Origin of the sequence: Paracoccus sp. MC1854 (genome assembly GCF_014164635.1) — a bacterium.
Taxonomy (GTDB): Bacteria; Pseudomonadota; Alphaproteobacteria; order Rhodobacterales; family Rhodobacteraceae; genus Paracoccus.
The window spans coordinates 220,540-236,022 of record NZ_JACJFU010000001.1 but is presented as its reverse complement, the minus strand read 5'-3'; the positions used below and the strand labels follow the sequence as shown (position 1 = coordinate 236,022).

The window sequence follows — 15,483 nt, the reverse complement described above, 5'->3', positions numbered from 1 at the left end:
AGCACGAAGATCGGCACGCGGCGCAGGCCCGCGTGGGCGATGACGATGCGCTGGCCTGCTGACAGCGAGCCGCCGCGTTCCGCAAGCTGCGTATGTAACCCTAGGGCAGCGCCGCGATGAAGTCATGCGCGCGGGCGCGGCTCGCGGCCTGCTGCATCTTGGCATCGCGGATCTCTCGTCCCACGCCCAGCGTCAGGTTCTCGCGCAGGGTCTGGGAAAACAGCAGCGCCTCTTGCGGGACGAAGCTGATGCGGCTGCGCGGCTTTTCAGGGGGAAGCCGTGGATGTCGGTGCCGTCGATCTCGATCCGGCCCGATTGCGGGTCGTGAAGCCGCATCAGCAGGCTGACGAAGGTGGACTTGCCCGCGCCCGACGGCCGGAGATGGCGACAGTCTGTCCTGCCGGGATGTCCACGCTGACGCCACGCAGTTGCGGGCGGTCGGAATCGTAGCTGAAATGCACGTCGCGGAAGGTAATGCGGCTGTGCCGGAAGTCGGCCTCGCGCGCCCCCTCGCGGTCCACGGTTGCGGGCAGGTCCAGAAGGCCCACCACCCGCTCGCCCGCCGCCGTGGCCTTGGCGAGACGCGCGGAATATTTCGCGTAATCGCGGACGGGGCGAAGGTGTTCTTCAGGTAGGTGATGAAGACCAGCAGGTCCCCCGACGAAAGCCTTCCCGCCAGCACCATCCGCGCCCCAATGAACATAATCAGCGCCGTCGCCACCGCGACCAGCAGATTGACCGAGCGTTCCAGCCCCGCCGACAGCCGCTGCGATTTCACGCTGCCCTTCAGGCTTTTCAGGTTGTTCTCGATGAAGCCGCGGGCGACCTGATCCTCGACTCTCAGCGCCTTGATCGTGCGGATGCCGGCGAGGCTTTCGGCGGCGGTCGCGGCCATCGTCCCCTTGATCCTGCGCTGCTTGCGGCTGACGGTCTGGATGCGCTTGCCGCAGCTGATGGACAGCGCCCATAGCAGCGGCGCCAGCGCGATCATCGCAAGCTGCCAGTTCATCCACAGCATGACCCCGGCCATGCCGAACAGGATCAGCGCGTTTACCGCCAGCGGCAGTACCGCCGTGACCGCCGTTTCCTTGAGCATCCCCACGTCGGAAATCAGCCGCATGGTCAGGTCGCCGGTGCGGCTGCGCGAATGGAAGGACAGCGGCAACTGCTGCAGGTGGCGGAACAGGTCGCCGCGCACCTGCGTCAGCACCCGGCTGCCTGCCTTGGCGAAGCAGATCGTTGCCGTGTATTCGAAAAGCGCGCGAAAGCCGATGATGACGACAAGGCCGATGGCGCAGGCCAGCAGCAGTTCCTGCGTGGTCAGGCCGTCCAAGGCGGCAAACCCGGTGGTGCGGGCGGTGTCGGGGCCGACATCCACCACGTTGTCGATGACGAACTTCAGCGGCCATGGCTCGGCCAGCTTGGTCAGGACCGAGGCGATCAGTGCCGCGCTGCCCCCGGCTACCAGCCCCCGGTGCGGTCGCAGATAGGGCTGCATCCGGGCCATCATCCGGCGCAGGCCGGGCATCGCCTCGACAAGGTCACCTTTGCGGCTGCTTGGCCTGGCGGTCATGGCCCGATCCCGGCGCGCGCCAGCAGGTCGCGGGCGATGCTGCCCCAACTGTGATACCGCAGCACATGGTCCCGCGTGGCCTCCCCTATCGCTACGCGGCGGGCAGGATCGGTAGCAAGCCCGGCCAGTGCGGCGGCAAGGGCACGGGGATCTTCCGGCGGGGCATCCGGCCTGAAACGGGCCGGCGCCGGTCAGATCCTTCAGCTCCCCCGGTCCACAAGACGACGGCAGGCAGGCCCGCCGCCATGTATTCGTTAAGCTTCAGCGGCGAGAAATAGAAGAGCTGGTCTTGCCCATGGCAGGCGATGCCCACCGACATCCGCGCCAGTTCCGCCGCCACCCGGTCGGCGGGGACCGCGCCGGTGAACTGCGCCCTGATCTCCTGTCCTGTCCTGCAGGTCAATGGATGTGGGGCGGCTTCGCGGCAAAGGCCTGCGCGGCGAAGAGGGTCACGTTTTTAAGCCCTTCATGTTGATCGGGCAGGGGAAGTTCGACTGTCTGCGCGGACGATCCATCCAGGCCGTCAGGCGGTTTGGCCGAGATCTCGTCGGGGTGCAGCATGTCGATCAGCCCGAGGCTCGCCAGCCGTTCGGCGCGGATCAGTTGTTCCGCTCGCGGCGTTGCGCGGGGCACGATCAGCCCATCCTTGTTCAGCGACAGAACCTCGCAGGCGGTGTTGTAGCCGCCCATGCCGATGAGCCTGTCCGCCCCGTCGATCAGGGCGATGGTTTCGGACAGGAAGTCGATCACGTCAGCTGGTGATTGTCCCGTGCGATGTCCGCCACGGTCCGCGCATCCCGCGGCGACATCTGCGAGCCGGTGACGAGGATGCCCTGCCGCCCCTCCTGCAGCCGCGTCTTGCCGAAGGCCTTGCAGAGCGCGAGGCCATCGCGCCCGCCGCCGACCATCGTCATGATGCAGGGCGTGGAATCGCCGTGCAGGACTTTGTCGCGGATCATGTTCGAGGCGGCTTGATCAACCGCGTGGTCACGGTGCAGGCAGCCGGTGAAGCGGGCCTTGTCCCGGACGATCGGACCCATGTCGTATTCGGCGATCAGGTCATGGAAATCCTGCGCGCCGTAGATCCTGACGTCGTCATATCATTCGCTGACCGTGGTGAAGTTGCGCTGCTTCACCCATTGGCCGCGCACCTTGTCGCGTCGGTCGATGACGTCGCGCAGGCCAAGGACCACGCGGGTGCCGCCGGTTTCGCGCAGCATCCTCAGGGTGGCGTCCAGTTCGTGCTGCGCCCCGCGGGGCACGTTGTCCACGATGAACAGGTCGGGGCGGAAGGACAGGACCGCGGCCATGATGATGTTTTCCCGGATCTTCGCCAGCGCCTTGAGGTCAAGGCCGAGGTGCCGCAGCGCATATCTGCCATCCGACTGCTTGGCATTGGCTGGCAGCGTGATGAGGTCGATGCCCGCAGGCAGGTTGAACGACCCGGCCTCGCGCTTCCCGGCCAGCAGCAGAATGTCGGCCTGCGAGGGAAGCTTTCGCAAGCGGCTCGCCAGCATGATGTTGCGGCGCAGATGCCCGAATCCGAGGGTATCATGCGAATACAGCACGATCCGCAGGCGGGGTTCTTCGGCGATACAGTCTTCAGCATTGCGTTGACGCTTTCTTGGTCCAGTGACCCCGAAGCGCTGCGGGATGCGGCAGCCTGCCGGACCTTCCATCGTCTTACGCTGTTACTTTCAGAAGATGTCTGCACGTAATATCAAAAGTGCTTAGCACTTGAACATCTGCAGCCAGGTGCTGTCGCGAACGTGGTGGAGTTTCAGGGCTGGCGTAGTCTCCGGGCATTGACCCAACCTTGGACGGCGGTTGCCGCCGCCGTGGAGACCACGCCATGGATGAGACTACGACGACACCGACGTCGTCGCCACTTCTCGGTGTGGGGTGGAGCGATCCGCTGGAAGACGAGGTGCGCGGCCGGGTTCGTGCCTTCATCGAGGAGATCCTCGAGGAGGAGCTGTCGGCCGCGCTCGGGCGGGGCCGCTATGAGCGCGCCGAGGAGCACATACTCGGTTGGCGCAATAGCCACCGCGACCGGCAGGTGATCGGCACGTTCGGCGCCGAGACGGTGCGCGTGCCGCGGGCACAGCTCGTGTGCGAGGATGGCGGGACGGCGGAATGGCGCTCGAAGGCACTGCGCCGCTATCAGCGGCTGACGAAGCGGGCAGAGGCGCTGATCGCCGGTGCCTATCTCGCCGGAACGAACACCCGGAGAGTGCGCCGTGCCCTGGCGGCGCTGTTCGACGGCGCCGTGGGCAAGGATGTGGTCAGCAGCACCTGGCGCAAGGTTCGGACCGACTGGGAGGGCTGGAACGGCCGCGGCCTCCACGACGAGGACATCGTCCGGCTGATCCTAGACGGCACGGTGATCCGAACGAAGATCGACCGCAAGGCCACCATCATCTCCCTGCTGGTGGCCTTGCGGTCGGGATGCGCCGAGACGGCCAGAAGGTGCTGCTGGCGCTCAGGAGCATGGGCGGCGAGAGCACCGCCGCTTGGGCCACCTTCCTCGCGGACATGACCCGGCGCGGCCTGAACGCGCCCGGGTTCGTCATCGTCGACGGCGCGCCCGGGCTCGAAGCGGCCTTGGCGGCGCTCTGGCCCGACGCCCCCGTTCAGCGCTGCACGGTTCACAAGCACCGCAACCTGCTCGCCCACGCGCCGAAGCGGCTGCACGACGAACTGACCAACGACTACCGCGACATGATCTACGCCGAGACTGCCGCCGACGTGGAGGCCCGTCGGAAGGCGTTGTCTCGCGCAAGTGGCGGCTGAAGTGTCGAGCCGTCGCCGACGGCCTCGAAGAAGCCGGCGACCGGCTCTTCACCTTCACGCGCCTGCCGCCCGGCCAATGGAAATCGGCCCGCACCACCAATGCCATCGAGCGTCTGCACGAGGAGTTCCGCCGCCGCATCAAGACCCAGACCGTCCTGCCGGAGGCCGAGACCGCGCCGATGCTGTTCTGGGCGCTGCTCGCCTCCGGGCAGATCGTCATGCGCAAGGTCGACGGCTGGGAGACGCTCGCCGCCAGCTCCATTGATCTCGCCGCATGATCACGTAACCTTCGCCGCACCGGAGATCGCCGACCGCGAATTTCCACCACACCCCGGATAGCACCTGCAGCAATCTTGAGCGACCTGGCCGCAGATGATCTCGTGCGGATGGTGATTGCGCGGATCGTGCTGACCCGATAGGGGCGCCACACTACACTGCTACATTCGCAACATGGGGCAAGCGAACTCGCCCCATGTCAACTGAGTTATCCCATCGTTGGCATGACAAACTCGGCCTCGGCGCGCATGCCAGTCGGCCAGCGGGTCGTAAGGGTCTTTAGGCAAGTGTAGAACCGAACGTCCTCGGGTCCATGCATGTGGTGGTCGCCAAAGAGTGAATCCTTCCATCCCCCAAAGGAATGGAACGCCATTGGCACCGGGATCGGGACGTTGATGCCAACCATGCCGACCTCGACCTCGTGGCCGAAGGCGCGTGACGCGTCACCATCACGGGTGAAGATGGCGACACCATTGCCGTATTCATGTTGGGCGACCAGGTCCACCGCTTCCTGGTAGTTCGCGGCACGCGCGATGGAGAGGACCGGGCCGAAGATCTCTTCCTTCCAGATCGTCATGTCCGGCGTCACGTTGTCGAACAGGGTGCCGCCGATAAAGTAACCGTTCTCGTAGCCTTGAGGCGCTGTGAAGTCGCGGCCATCCACAACGAGCTTTGCCCCCTCTCGCTCGCCCTGGTCGATGTAACCTCGGACCTTGGCGAGATGCTGCGCGGTGACGAGCGGGCCCAATTCCGAGGTCCGATCGGCGGCAGGGCCGATCTTCAGCGCCTCGATCTTCGGGATGAGCTTTTCGATCAGCCTGTTCGCGGTCTCTTCGCCGACCGGCACGGCCACCGAAATCGCCATGCAGCGCTCACCGGCCGAGCCGTAGGCCGCGCCCGTCAGCGCGCCGACGGCCATGTCGATGTCCGCATCCGGCATGATAATCGCGTGGTTCTTGGCGCCGCCGAGCGCCTGGACGCGCTTTCCATGCGCGGTGCCGGTCGTATAGATGTCGCGTGCGACCGGCGTCGAGCCGACAAAGCTGATTGCCTTCACATCGGGGTGGGCGAGCAGCGCGTCAACAGCCTCCTTGTCGCCGTTGACCACGTTGAACACGCCCGCCGGCAGGCCCGCCTGAGTCAGCAGCTCGGCGAGGAACAGTGGCGCGGAGGGATCCCGCTCAGATGGCTTCAGGATGAAGCAGTTGCCGCAGGCAAGCGCGACGGGAAACATCCACATCGGGACCATGCAGGGGAAGTTGAACGGCGTGATCCCGGCCACGACACCCAGGGGCTGGCGCAGGGAATGACTGTCGACGCCGGTGCCGACATTCTCCGTCACCTCTCCTTTCAGCAGTTGGGGAATGCCCACCGCGAACTCGACGACCTCAAGCCCTCGCGTCACCTCTCCCAAGGCGTCATCATGGGTCTTTCCATGTTCGACGGAGATGAGTTCGGCAAGCTTGTCGGCATTCTCCATCAGCAGGAACTTGAACCTGTCGAGGATGCGCGCGCGCCGCAGCGGGGGCGTCTTTGCCAGGCAGGCCATGCCGCCTTGGCCACCGCCACGGCTTCGCCGATCTCTTCGGCGGTGGCCAGCGCCACTCGTTTCTCAATGCTGCCGGTCGCCGGGTTGAACACGTCGGCGAAGCGGCCGGATCTGCCCGGGACACTCTCGCCAGAGATGTAGTGGAATAGATCGGTCATGGGTGTGGTCCTTTTGGATTTTGTTTGGCTGGCTTTCTGCCGCCCTCAGGCGCCGGAGAGGGTCGCGACAAGTTCGATCTCAACCGCGGCGCCCCGGGGCAGAGCCGCGACCTGCACGGTCGAGCGCGCCGGCTTGTGGGCGCCAAAGCGCTTTTCGTAGATCGCATTGAGCTTGGCGAAGTCCCCGAGATCGGTGACGAAGACGGTCGCCTTCACCACCCGATCAAGGCTGCTATTGGCTTCAGCGAGCACTGCTTCGAGGTTGTCGAAGACTTGCTCGGTCTGCGCCTCGATGCCGGCGGGCATTGCACCCGAAAGATCGAGCGGAATCTGCCCCGAGGTGAAGACGAACTCGCCGAAGGCGACGGTGTGGCAATAGGGTCCGATAGCGGCAGGCGCGCCGGTGGCGTTGATCGGGATCATGCGGGAAGCTCCTTGCGGCGGATGGATCGGAGAGGCGTGGCGGTATAGCGTTCGATACTGAGTTCGCTCGCGTCGATCTCGGGGGCGCGGCCAGAGACGAGGTCGGCCAGCACCCGGCCCGAACCGCAGGCCCTGGTCCAGCCGAGTGTGCCATGGCCGGTGTTGAAGCCAAAGATTCGGATACTTCGCCCGGCCGATTACCGGCGGTCCGTCCGGGGTCATCGGCCGGTGGCCGGCCCAGAAGCTGCCCGCCTTTGCGTCGCCGCCGGCCGGATAAAGGTCAGACACCACATGCTCAAGCGTCGCACGGCGGTTCGGGTGCAGGTCGGTTGAGTAGCCGTCGAGCTCGGCCATGCCCCCCACACGGATGCGGTCGCCGAGGCGGGTGATCGCCACCTTGTGCTTCTCGTCCATCACCGTCGATTCCGGCGCGCCGGCAGGGTCGGTGATCGGTACGGTCAGCGAATAGCCCTTGACCGGATAGATCGGCAGATCGATGCCGTGGGGCTTCAGCATGAGCGGCGAGTAGCTGCCAAGTGCCAGCACATAAGCGTCGCCGGTGACGGTGCCCTGATCGGTGGAGACACCGGTTATCCGACCACCATCGGCGATCAGATGCTTGATCGTGACGGCGTAGCGGAAGTCGACGCCCCGAGCGGCGGCGAGGTCCCGCAAGGCGTTGGTAAACTTGAAGCAGTCGCCGGTCTCGTCGTTGGGCAGGCGAAGGCCGCCGACGAACTTGCCCCGGGCTTTGGCGAGCGCCGGCTCGACGGCGATGCAACCATCGGGGTCGAGGAGCTCATTCGGAACGCCGAGCGCATCGAGGACCCTCATGTCCTTGGGCGCGCCGGCCATCAGCTTCTCGGTGCGGAAGAGCTGGAGCGTGCCCTGCATGCGCTCGTCGTAGGCGATCCCGGTCTCGACGCGGAGGGCCTTGAGCATGTCGCGGCTGTACTCGGCGATCGGCACCATGCGGCTCTTGTTCACCTCATAGCGCTCGGCGGTGCAGTTGCGGAGCATGGCAAGGCCGAAGCGCCAGAAAGCCCGTTCGAGGTGCGGGTGGATGAGGAGCGGGCTGTGCCGCATCATCATCCACTTGATGGCCTTCAAGGGGACGCCAGGTCCTGCCCAAGGCGTGGCGTAGCCGGGCGAGATTTCGCCCGCGTTTGCGAAGCTCGTCTCAAGTGCGGGCCCCTGCTGTCGGTCCAGAACTACGACCTCATAGCCGGCCTGCGCGAGATACCAAGCAGACGTCACGCCGATAACGCCGCTGCCAAGAATGACGATCTTCATGCCGTCTGCCTTTCCGTGCAGAGAGCGTCGGCATAGGCACGCGCATAGCGGCTGCCGAGCGAGGTGAGAACTTCATAGCCGATGGTGCTGGCCGCAGTGGCAACCGCATCAACCGGATTGTGAGGACCGATCAGGTCGACGAAACCGCCTGGAACGGCCGCTGGCGCACCGGTGACATCGAGCGTGATACTGTCCATCGAGACGACGCCGACGAGCGGCACCGGCATCTCGCCTACATGTGCGACAGCACGGTGGCTGAGGCTGCGGAGATAGCCATCGGCATAGCCAACCGAGACAGTGGCAATCCGACCCGGCCGCTCCGCAGTCCAGCTGGCACCGTAACCAACCTGCGCCCCGGCCGGGATGTCCCGGATCTGCACAATGCGGCCGCGCAAGCGGACCACCGGCCGCATCGGGTTTGGCGCATTCGCGACTGGCGCAATCCCATAGAGCGCCGCACCGGGGCGGGCCAGATCGAAGTGGAAATCCGAGCCGAGGAAAATCCCGGAGGAGTTGGCAAAACTGCCGGGAGCAGCGGGCAGGCGCCGCCGTGCCGCCTCGAAGCCGGCAAGCTGGGTGCGGTTCATTGCGTGATCCTGCCGCTCGGCGCAGGCGAGATGACTCATGACGAGGCGCAGTGTGATGCCCTCAAGCCGTTCGGGGGTGGCCGTGACCGCCTCGAGTTCGTCCTCGGGAAGTCCCATGCGGGACATGCCGCTGTCGACCTGCACCACAGCCAGGAGGGGGCGGCCCTGCAGGCGAGCGAGGCCGGCCCAGGCGTCAATCTGGGCCGCACTGTTCAGCACCGGAATGAGGCCTGAAGCCGCGCAATCCGCCTCAGCACCCGGCGGGAGGCCGTTCAGGATGAAGACCTCGGCTCCCGCCGGCAGCGCTGGCCGAAGAGCAAGCGCCTCGTCCAGATGCGCGACGAAGAACTGACGCGCGCCCTCGGCGTAAAGGACTTGGGCGACCGCCGCTGCCCCGAGCCCGTAAGCGTCGGCTTTCACTACGGCGGCACAGGTGCCGCCTACCATGGCGCGGAGGGTTCGGTAGTTGTGCCGGATAGCCGAGAGGTCGATCTCGAGCACGGCGCCGGCGTGCCGAAAGTCGGTATCACGCATCGGCCCCCCTCCCGGCTCCCTTCGCTCAGGCGGCGCGCGCGAGGGCGTCGCCAAGGACGCTGACCATCTCGTCGATCTGGCCCTCCTCGACGATCAACGGCGGCGACAGGGCGATGATGTCGCCGGTGACGCGGATCAGCAGCCCTTTCGCCAGGCAGTCGACGAAGACATCATAGGCGCGCGTCCCGACCGCGCCTTCGCGCGGAGCAAGCTCGATCCCGGCGATCAGGCCGATGGTGCGGATGTCGATGACGTTCTTCGCGCTCTTCAGCGCATGGATCGCATCATTCCATTTCGCCTGCAGCCCTGCCGCGCGGGTGAAGAGACCCTCGCCTTCGTAGATATCGAGCGTGGCCAAGCCTGCAGCGCAGGCAGCGGGGTGGCCGGAGTAGGTGTATCCGTGGAACAGCTCGATGACGTTCTCGGGTCCGGTCATCAGGGCATCATGGACAGCGCGCGAGGCGAAGACCGCACCCATCGGGATCACGCCATTGGTCAGACCCTTGGCGGTCGTCACCAGATCCGGGGTCACGCCGAAGAAGTCGCTGGCGAAAGGTGCGCCGAGGCGGCCAAAGCCGGTGATGACCTCGTCGAAGATCAAAAGGATGCCATGCTTCGTCGCAATCTCGCGCAGGCGCTCGAGGTAGCCCTTGGGCGGCACGAGGACGCCGGTCGAGCCGGCGACCGGCTCGACGATGCAGGCGGCGATGGTTTCGGCGCCGTGCAGCTGGACCAGGCGCTCGAGATCCTCGGCCAGGTCGGCGCCATGCTCGGGCTGCCCCTTCACAAAGGCGTTCTTCGCGAGGTCATGGGTATGTCGGAGATGGTCAGCCGGAATTTGCGGGAAGACGCGGCGGTTGTTGACCAGACCACCAACCGAGATGCCGCCGAAGCCGACCCCGTGGTAGCCTCGTTCGCGGCCGATGACACGGGTACGGGTGCCCTGTCCAACGGCGCGCTGGTAGGCGATGGCGATCTTCAGCGCGGTGTCGACCGACTCCGATCCCGAGCCGGTGAAAAAGACCCGGTCGAGCCTTCCGCCCTCAGGCCCCGGCGCGATGGCGGCGAGCCGCTCGGCAAAATCGAAGGCGATGGGATGGCCCATGTTGAAGGAGGGCGCATAATCGAGCGTGGCGAGCTGGCGGCTCACGGCCTCGGTGATCTGGCTGCGTCCATGACCGGCGTTGCAGCACCAGAGGCCGGCAGTGCCGTCAAGCACCTGGTGACCATCGGCGGAGGTGTAATGCATGCCCTCGGCCGCGACGAGCAGCCGCGGGGCCGCCGCACTACAGCAGGATGCTTTGTACATCGCAGAGACAATTGGTCTGCAAGCAAGAAGCACCCCGGAGGATGCGTCTTGAACAGTTGATCTTGAAACTGAAATCTGGAGCGGGCGATGAGATTCGAACTCACGACCCTAACCTTGGCAAGGTTATGCTCTACCCCTGAGCTACGCCCGCGCTCCGTCTCCGGTGGCGTCCGCCGCCGGTGGAGGGGGATTTAGCCAAGCCCGCGGATGGCTGCAAGAGGAAAAATGCACCGGACCCTTTCGGCAGTCGTGATTGTTCGGCTCGAGTCTCCGGCAGGGATGTTCCGGGACGGAAAACCGGGCCTGCCGGCGCTTGACCCCGCGCCGCCGATCCTGGCCAATGCAGACTGGAGAACGGGGGCAGGCATGTCGCGCAGCGATGATCTGGGCGATTTTGTGCGGCAAGGGCTGACCGCGGGGCGCAGCCGGGACGACCTGGCCGCCGCCCTGGCAGAGGCGGGGTGGAGCGCGCGGGAGGCCGCCGAGGCGCTGGACGGCTGGGCCGTCGCGCCGGGCCTGCCGCCGGTGCCGCGGCCGCGCCCCCATGTCTCGGCGCGCGAGGCGCTGGTCTACGGGCTGCTGTTCCTGCTGCTGATCTTCATCTGCTGGCATGTGGTGATGCTGGGCTTCCAGGTGATCGATTCGGTCCTGCCGGGCCTTGCGGACCGCTATCCGCCGTCGCCCTCGGCGCTGCGCTGGAACATGGCGGCGCTGATTTCTGCGGTGCCCCTGTTCCTGTGGCTGAACCGCAGGGTGGCGCGGAACACGGCGCAGGATGCAGGCCGCCGCAGGTCGCTGGTCCGCAGATGGTTCGCGGCGGTCACGCTGCTGCTCGCGTCGCTTGCGCTGCTGGGCGATCTGGTGGCGGTGATCTACGCGCTGCTGAATGGCGAGCTGACGGCGCGCTTCTTGGCCAAGACCCTGCTGATCGCAATGATCGGCGGGCTGGCCTTTGCCTGGTGGCGGGATGAACTGGATGACCGCTAGAAGGACGCAGGGCTGGGCAAGCTGGGCCATCGCGGCCCTTGCGGGCGCAACCGTCGTGGCCGGCCTCGCCATCGGCGGGGGACCATTGCAGGCCCGCAAGGAACGCCGTGACGATGCCCGGATGGAGGACCTGCGCCGCCTTGCGGGCCATGTCGTCTGCCTTGCCGATGAAAGCGAAACGCGCCGACTGCCCGCCGACCTGTCGCCCACGCCCGGCTGCCCCGACACGGTGCCGCTGACCGACAGCCGCTCAGGCGAGCCTTACCGCGTCGAGGCGCTCAAGGCGGGCAAGTTCCGTCTCTGCGCCGCCTTCGAATTGCCGCCGGAGGATCAACGCTGGGTCGCGAACCGCCGTGACGGCGATTGCATCGTCGAGGACCTGCCCCGCCGCCTGCGCGATGACCCGGAAGCCCCCTCCGGGATCGAACGCTGATTCTCCCCCTTCCTAGGCTTCGGACGGTTTCAAATATCCTCGAGGCGGGTGAATGCCGGGCAGCGGCAGAGGGGGCGCGAGCGCCCCCTTCCTTCACTCCAGTTCGACCATCAGGTCCTTGGCGTCGATCTGCTGGCCAGGGCTCACATGGACCGCCTTCACGATGGCCTCGCGGTCGGCGTGGATGCCGGTTTCCATCTTCATCGCCTCGATGGTCAGCAGCAGGTCGCCCGCGCGGACCTTGGTCCCCGCCAGCGCCGCCACCGTCGCCACCACGCCGGGCATCGGCGCGCCGATATGGCCGGGGTTCGCGGGATCAGCCTTGGGCCGTGCGGCAGTCACACCCTTCGCGCCACGGTTCGGCACCCGCACGGTGCGGGGCTGCCCATTGAGTTCGAAGAACACCCGCACCTCGCCCGCGTCATCGGTGTCGCCGATGGTCTGCAGGCGGATCTCCAGCGTCTTGCCGGGGTCGATCTCGACGCTGATCTCCTTGCCCGGCTCCATCCCGTAGAAGAAGGCGGGGGTGGGCAGGGTGCGGACCGGGCCATAGGTCTTGTGGCGCTCGGCATAGTCGCTGAAGACCTTGGGATACATCAGCCAGCCGTTGAAGTCCTCGTCGTCGAGCGCGACGTCCAGCTTGGCCTGAACCTCGACGCGGGCGGCCGCCAGATCGACGGGCGGCATCAGGGCACCCGGACGGTTGGTGATGGGCGCCTCGCCCTTCAGGACCTTGCGCTGCAGCGCCTCGGGCCAGCCGCCGGGGGGCTGACCGAGGTTGCCGCGCATCATGTCCACGACCGAGTCGGGGAAGGCGACCTCGACGGCCGGGTCCTCGACCTGCGCGCGGGTCAGCCCTTGGGCCACCATCATCAGCGCCATGTCGCCCACGACCTTGGACGATGGCGTGACCTTCACGATGTCGCCGAACATCCGGTTCACCTCGGCATAGGTCTCGGCCACCTGATGCCAGCGGTCCTCCAGCCCCAGGGACCGCGCCTGCGCCTTGAGGTTGGTGAACTGCCCGCCCGGCATCTCGTGCAGGTAGACCTCCGATGCCGGGGCGCGGCTTCCCGCCTCGAAGGCGCAATACTGGTCGCGCACCCGTTCCCAGTAGTTCGAGATTTCCCGGACCCTGCCGATGTCCAGCCCGGTGTCGCGGTCCGTCCCGTCCAGCGCCGCGACGATGGACCCGAGGCAGGGCTGCGAGGTGCCACCCGAGAAGGCGTCCATCGCCGCGTCCACGATGGCCACGCCCGAGTCCGCTGCCGCCAGCACCGTGGCCCCCGCGATGCCGCTGGTGTCATGGGTGTGGAAGTGGATCGGCAGGCCGACTTCCTCGCGCAGCGCCTTGAACAGCACCCGCGCGGCGGCGGGCTTCAGCAGGCCCGCCATGTCCTTGACGCCGAGGACATGCGCGCCCGCCTCCCGCAGCTGCCGGCCCATGTCGACGTAATAGGCGAGGTCATACTTGGACCGATCGGGGTCCATCAGGTCGCCGGTATAGCAGATCGCGGCCTCGCAAAGCTTGCCCGAGTCCACCACGGCGTCCATCGCCACGCGCATGTTCTCGACCCAGTTGAGCGAATCGAAGACGCGGAACACGTCCACGCCGGATTGCGCCGCTTGCGCGACAAAGCTTTGCACCACGTTGTCGGGATAGTTGGTGTAGCCGACGCCATTGCTGGCGCGCAGCAGCATCTGCGTCATGATGTTGGGCATGGCCGCGCGGATGTCGCGCAGCCGCTGCCAGGGGCATTCCTGCAGGAAGCGATAGGCCACGTCGAAGGTCGCCCCGCCCCAGCATTCGACCGAGAAAAGGCCGGGCAGGTTCGCCGCATAGGCCGGCGCCACCCGGATCATGTCGATGGACCGCATCCGCGTCGCCAGCAGCGACTGGTGCCCGTCGCGCATGGTGGTGTCGGTCAGCAGCAGCCGCTGCTGGCGGGACAGCCAGTCCACCACGCCCTGCGGCCCCTCACGGTCGAGAAGATGCCGGGTGCCCTCGGGCGGCTCCTGCCGCGGGGCAGGGGGGACGGGCAGCTTGGACTCGGCGGGGCGCGGGCGGCCTTTGGTCTCGGGATGCCCGTTCACGCTGATGTCGGCGAGATAGGTCAGGATCTTCGTCGCCCGGTCCTGCCGGGGCGAGAAGTCGAACAGCTCGGGCGTCGTGTCGATGAACTTGGTTGTCGCCTCGTTCGACAGGAAGACCGGGTGCTTCAGCAGGTTGATGACGAAGTCGATGTTGGTCGAAACGCCCCGCACCCGGAACTCGCGCAGGGCGCGGTCCATGCGCCGGATCGCGGCCTCGGGCGTCTGCGCCCAGGCGGTGACCTTCACCAGCAGCGAATCGTAGTAGCGGGTGATGACCGCGCCTGCATAGGCCGTGCCGCCGTCCAGCCGGATGCCGTTGCCGGTGGCGGTGCGATAGGCGGTGATGCGGCCATAGTCGGGGATGAAGTTGTTCTGCGGGTCCTCGGTCGTCACCCGGCACTGGATTGCGTGGCCCGAAAGCGTCACGTCCGCCTGCGAAGCCATGCCCGTCGCCTCGGAAAGCGTCGCGCCTTCCGCGATGCGGATCTGGGCCTGCACGATGTCGATGCCGGTGACCTCCTCGGTCACGGTATGCTCGACCTGGACGCGGGGGTTCACCTCGATGAAGTAGAAGGACTGGGAGTCCATATCCATCAGGAACTCGACCGTGCCCGCATTGCGGTAGCCGACGGCCTGACCGATCTTCAGCGCCAGCCCGCAGACCTCGGCCCGCTGCTCGGGCGTCAGGTAGGGGGCGGGCGCGCGTTCCACCACCTTCTGGTTGCGGCGCTGCACGGTGCAGTCGCGCTCATACAGATGGTAAAGCCCGCCGTGGCTGTCGCCCAGAAGCTGCACCTCGACGTGGCGGGCGCGAAGGATCATCCTTTCCAGATAGCCCTCGCCGTTGCCAAAGGCGGCCTCGGCCTCGCGCCGGCCCTCGCGCACCTTCTCGGGCAGTTCCGCCGCCGACAGGATCGGCCGCATCCCCCGCCCGCCGCCGCCCCAGGATGCCTTCAGCATCAGCGGATAGCCGACTTCCTCGGCCGCCCGCGCGACCTCGGCCATGTCATCGCCCAGAACCTCGGTCGCGGGGATGACGGGGACGCCCGCGGCAATCGCAACGCGGCGGGCCGAGGCCTTGTCGCCCAGCGCCCGCATCGTGTCGGCAGTGGGCCCGATGAAGGCGATGCCCGCGGCGGTACAGGCATCCACGAAATCCGGGTTCTCCGACAGCAGCCCATAGCCCGGGTGGATCGCATCCGCGCCCGAGGCTTTCGCCACGCGGATGATCTCGGGGATCGACAGATAGGCCGCGACCGGCCCCAGCCCCTCGCCGATGCGGTAGGCCTCGTCCGCCTTGAAGCGGTGGAGGCTCAGCTTGTCCTCCTCGGCATAGACCGCGACCGTGCGCTTGCCCATCTCGTTGGCCGCCCGCAGCACCCGGATCGCGATCTCGCCACGGTTCGCCACAAGGATCTTCTGGAACATCTGCACCCCCGGAGGATTTGCGCGGCACCTTTCAGCAGCCGGACCC

11 protein-coding genes, 1 tRNA gene and 5 pseudogenes are annotated in these 15,483 nt (G+C 66.7%); 3 read left to right on the top strand and 14 right to left on the bottom strand.

Translation table 11 applies throughout. The annotated features are described in order from the left end of the window. Positions 1–192: 192 nt before the first annotated feature. The 7 genes and pseudogenes from H5395_RS19380 to H5395_RS01095 form a co-directional block, all read right to left on the bottom strand. Positions 193–336: a hypothetical protein gene (locus H5395_RS19380; protein WP_370576344.1), complete on the bottom strand. Its 144-nt coding sequence runs from the start codon at positions 334–336 to the stop codon at positions 193–195. Positions 337–637: 301 nt separating this feature from the next. After that, positions 638–1,498, bottom strand: a pseudogene (locus H5395_RS19375) (ABC transporter ATP-binding protein); the annotation flags it as partial. A 71-nt stretch (positions 1,499–1,569) separates the two neighbouring features. Beyond that, positions 1,570–1,701 (bottom strand): glycosyltransferase, encoded by a 132-nt coding sequence (locus H5395_RS19370; RefSeq protein ID WP_370576343.1) that lies wholly within the window; start codon positions 1,699–1,701, stop codon positions 1,570–1,572. Further along, positions 1,665–1,976: a hypothetical protein gene (locus tag H5395_RS01110; protein ID WP_182790670.1), complete on the bottom strand. Its 312-nt coding sequence runs from the start codon at positions 1,974–1,976 to the stop codon at positions 1,665–1,667. Before H5395_RS01110 ends, H5395_RS19370 begins: the two co-directional genes overlap by 37 nt. Then, positions 1,973–2,323 (bottom strand): hypothetical protein, encoded by a 351-nt coding sequence (locus tag H5395_RS01105; RefSeq protein WP_182790669.1) that lies wholly within the window; start codon positions 2,321–2,323, stop codon positions 1,973–1,975. The genes H5395_RS01110 and H5395_RS01105 overlap by 4 nt, the downstream gene beginning before the upstream one ends. Continuing rightward, positions 2,320–2,613: a hypothetical protein gene (locus tag H5395_RS01100; protein WP_182790668.1), complete on the bottom strand. Its 294-nt coding sequence runs from the start codon at positions 2,611–2,613 to the stop codon at positions 2,320–2,322. Before H5395_RS01100 ends, H5395_RS01105 begins: the two co-directional genes overlap by 4 nt. Positions 2,614–2,673: 60 nt before the next feature. After that, complete coding sequence (locus H5395_RS01095) at positions 2,674–3,141, bottom strand: hypothetical protein (RefSeq protein ID WP_182790667.1); 468 nt, start codon at positions 3,139–3,141, stop codon at positions 2,674–2,676. A 284-nt stretch (positions 3,142–3,425) separates the two neighbouring features. Here H5395_RS01095 and H5395_RS01090 point away from each other — a divergent pair. Beyond that, a pseudogene (locus H5395_RS01090) lies at positions 3,426–4,644 on the top strand (IS256 family transposase). A gap of 206 nt (positions 4,645–4,850) precedes the next feature. Here H5395_RS01090 and H5395_RS01085 read toward each other — a convergent pair. The 6 genes and pseudogenes from H5395_RS01085 to H5395_RS01060 all read right to left on the bottom strand — a co-directional run bounded on the left by H5395_RS01085 (position 4,851) and on the right by H5395_RS01060 (position 10,646). Continuing rightward, positions 4,851–6,349, bottom strand: a pseudogene (locus H5395_RS01085) (CoA-acylating methylmalonate-semialdehyde dehydrogenase). 45 nt (positions 6,350–6,394) lie between these two features. Then, a pseudogene (locus H5395_RS01080) lies at positions 6,395–6,754 on the bottom strand (Rid family detoxifying hydrolase); the annotation flags it as partial. A gap of 14 nt (positions 6,755–6,768) precedes the next feature. Continuing rightward, positions 6,769–8,065, bottom strand: a pseudogene (locus H5395_RS01075) (D-amino acid dehydrogenase). Then, positions 8,062–9,186 (bottom strand): alanine racemase, encoded by a 1,125-nt coding sequence (gene alr, locus H5395_RS01070; protein ID WP_182790665.1) that lies wholly within the window; start codon positions 9,184–9,186, stop codon positions 8,062–8,064. The pseudogene H5395_RS01075 and the gene alr overlap by 4 nt, the downstream one beginning before the upstream one ends. Positions 9,187–9,211: 25 nt before the next feature. After that, the gene (locus H5395_RS01065) at positions 9,212–10,495 is read right to left on the bottom strand and encodes an aspartate aminotransferase family protein (protein ID WP_182790664.1); all 1,284 of its coding nucleotides are present in this window, start codon (positions 10,493–10,495) and stop codon (positions 9,212–9,214) included. Between the two features lie 76 nt (positions 10,496–10,571). Next, a tRNA-Gly gene (locus H5395_RS01060) sits at positions 10,572–10,646 on the bottom strand. Positions 10,647–10,861: 215 nt separating this feature from the next. Between H5395_RS01060 and H5395_RS01055 the strand changes: the two genes are divergently transcribed. Further along, positions 10,862–11,482, top strand: coding sequence for a DUF5671 domain-containing protein (locus H5395_RS01055; protein ID WP_182790663.1), 621 nt, complete (start codon positions 10,862–10,864; stop codon positions 11,480–11,482). After that, on the top strand, positions 11,472–11,915 hold the full coding sequence (locus H5395_RS01050; protein ID WP_182790662.1) for a hypothetical protein: 444 nt from the start codon (positions 11,472–11,474) through the stop codon (positions 11,913–11,915). Before H5395_RS01055 ends, H5395_RS01050 begins: the two co-directional genes overlap by 11 nt. Before the next feature lie 93 nt (positions 11,916–12,008). Here H5395_RS01050 and H5395_RS01045 read toward each other — a convergent pair whose 3' ends face one another. Then, positions 12,009–15,443, bottom strand: a complete 3,435-nt coding sequence (locus H5395_RS01045) for a pyruvate carboxylase (RefSeq protein WP_182790661.1) — start codon at positions 15,441–15,443, stop codon at positions 12,009–12,011. Positions 15,444–15,483 lie beyond the last annotated feature (40 nt).

Bases quoted from the DNA above. Each gene is read 5' to 3' on its own strand.
- H5395_RS19380 (WP_370576344.1), bottom strand. From the start codon at position 336: ATGCGGCTTCACGACCCGCAATCGGGCCGGATCGAGATCGACGGCACC.
- H5395_RS01100 (WP_182790668.1), bottom strand. From the start codon at position 2,613: ATGGGTCCGATCGTCCGGGACAAGGCCCGCTTCACCGGCTGCCTGCAC.
- alr (WP_182790665.1), bottom strand. From the start codon at position 9,186: ATGCGTGATACCGACTTTCGGCACGCCGGCGCCGTGCTCGAGATCGAC.
- H5395_RS01065 (WP_182790664.1), bottom strand. From the start codon at position 10,495: ATGTACAAAGCATCCTGCTGTAGTGCGGCGGCCCCGCGGCTGCTCGTC.
- H5395_RS01055 (WP_182790663.1), top strand. From the start codon at position 10,862: ATGTCGCGCAGCGATGATCTGGGCGATTTTGTGCGGCAAGGGCTGACC.
- H5395_RS01050 (WP_182790662.1), top strand. From the start codon at position 11,472: ATGACCGCTAGAAGGACGCAGGGCTGGGCAAGCTGGGCCATCGCGGCC.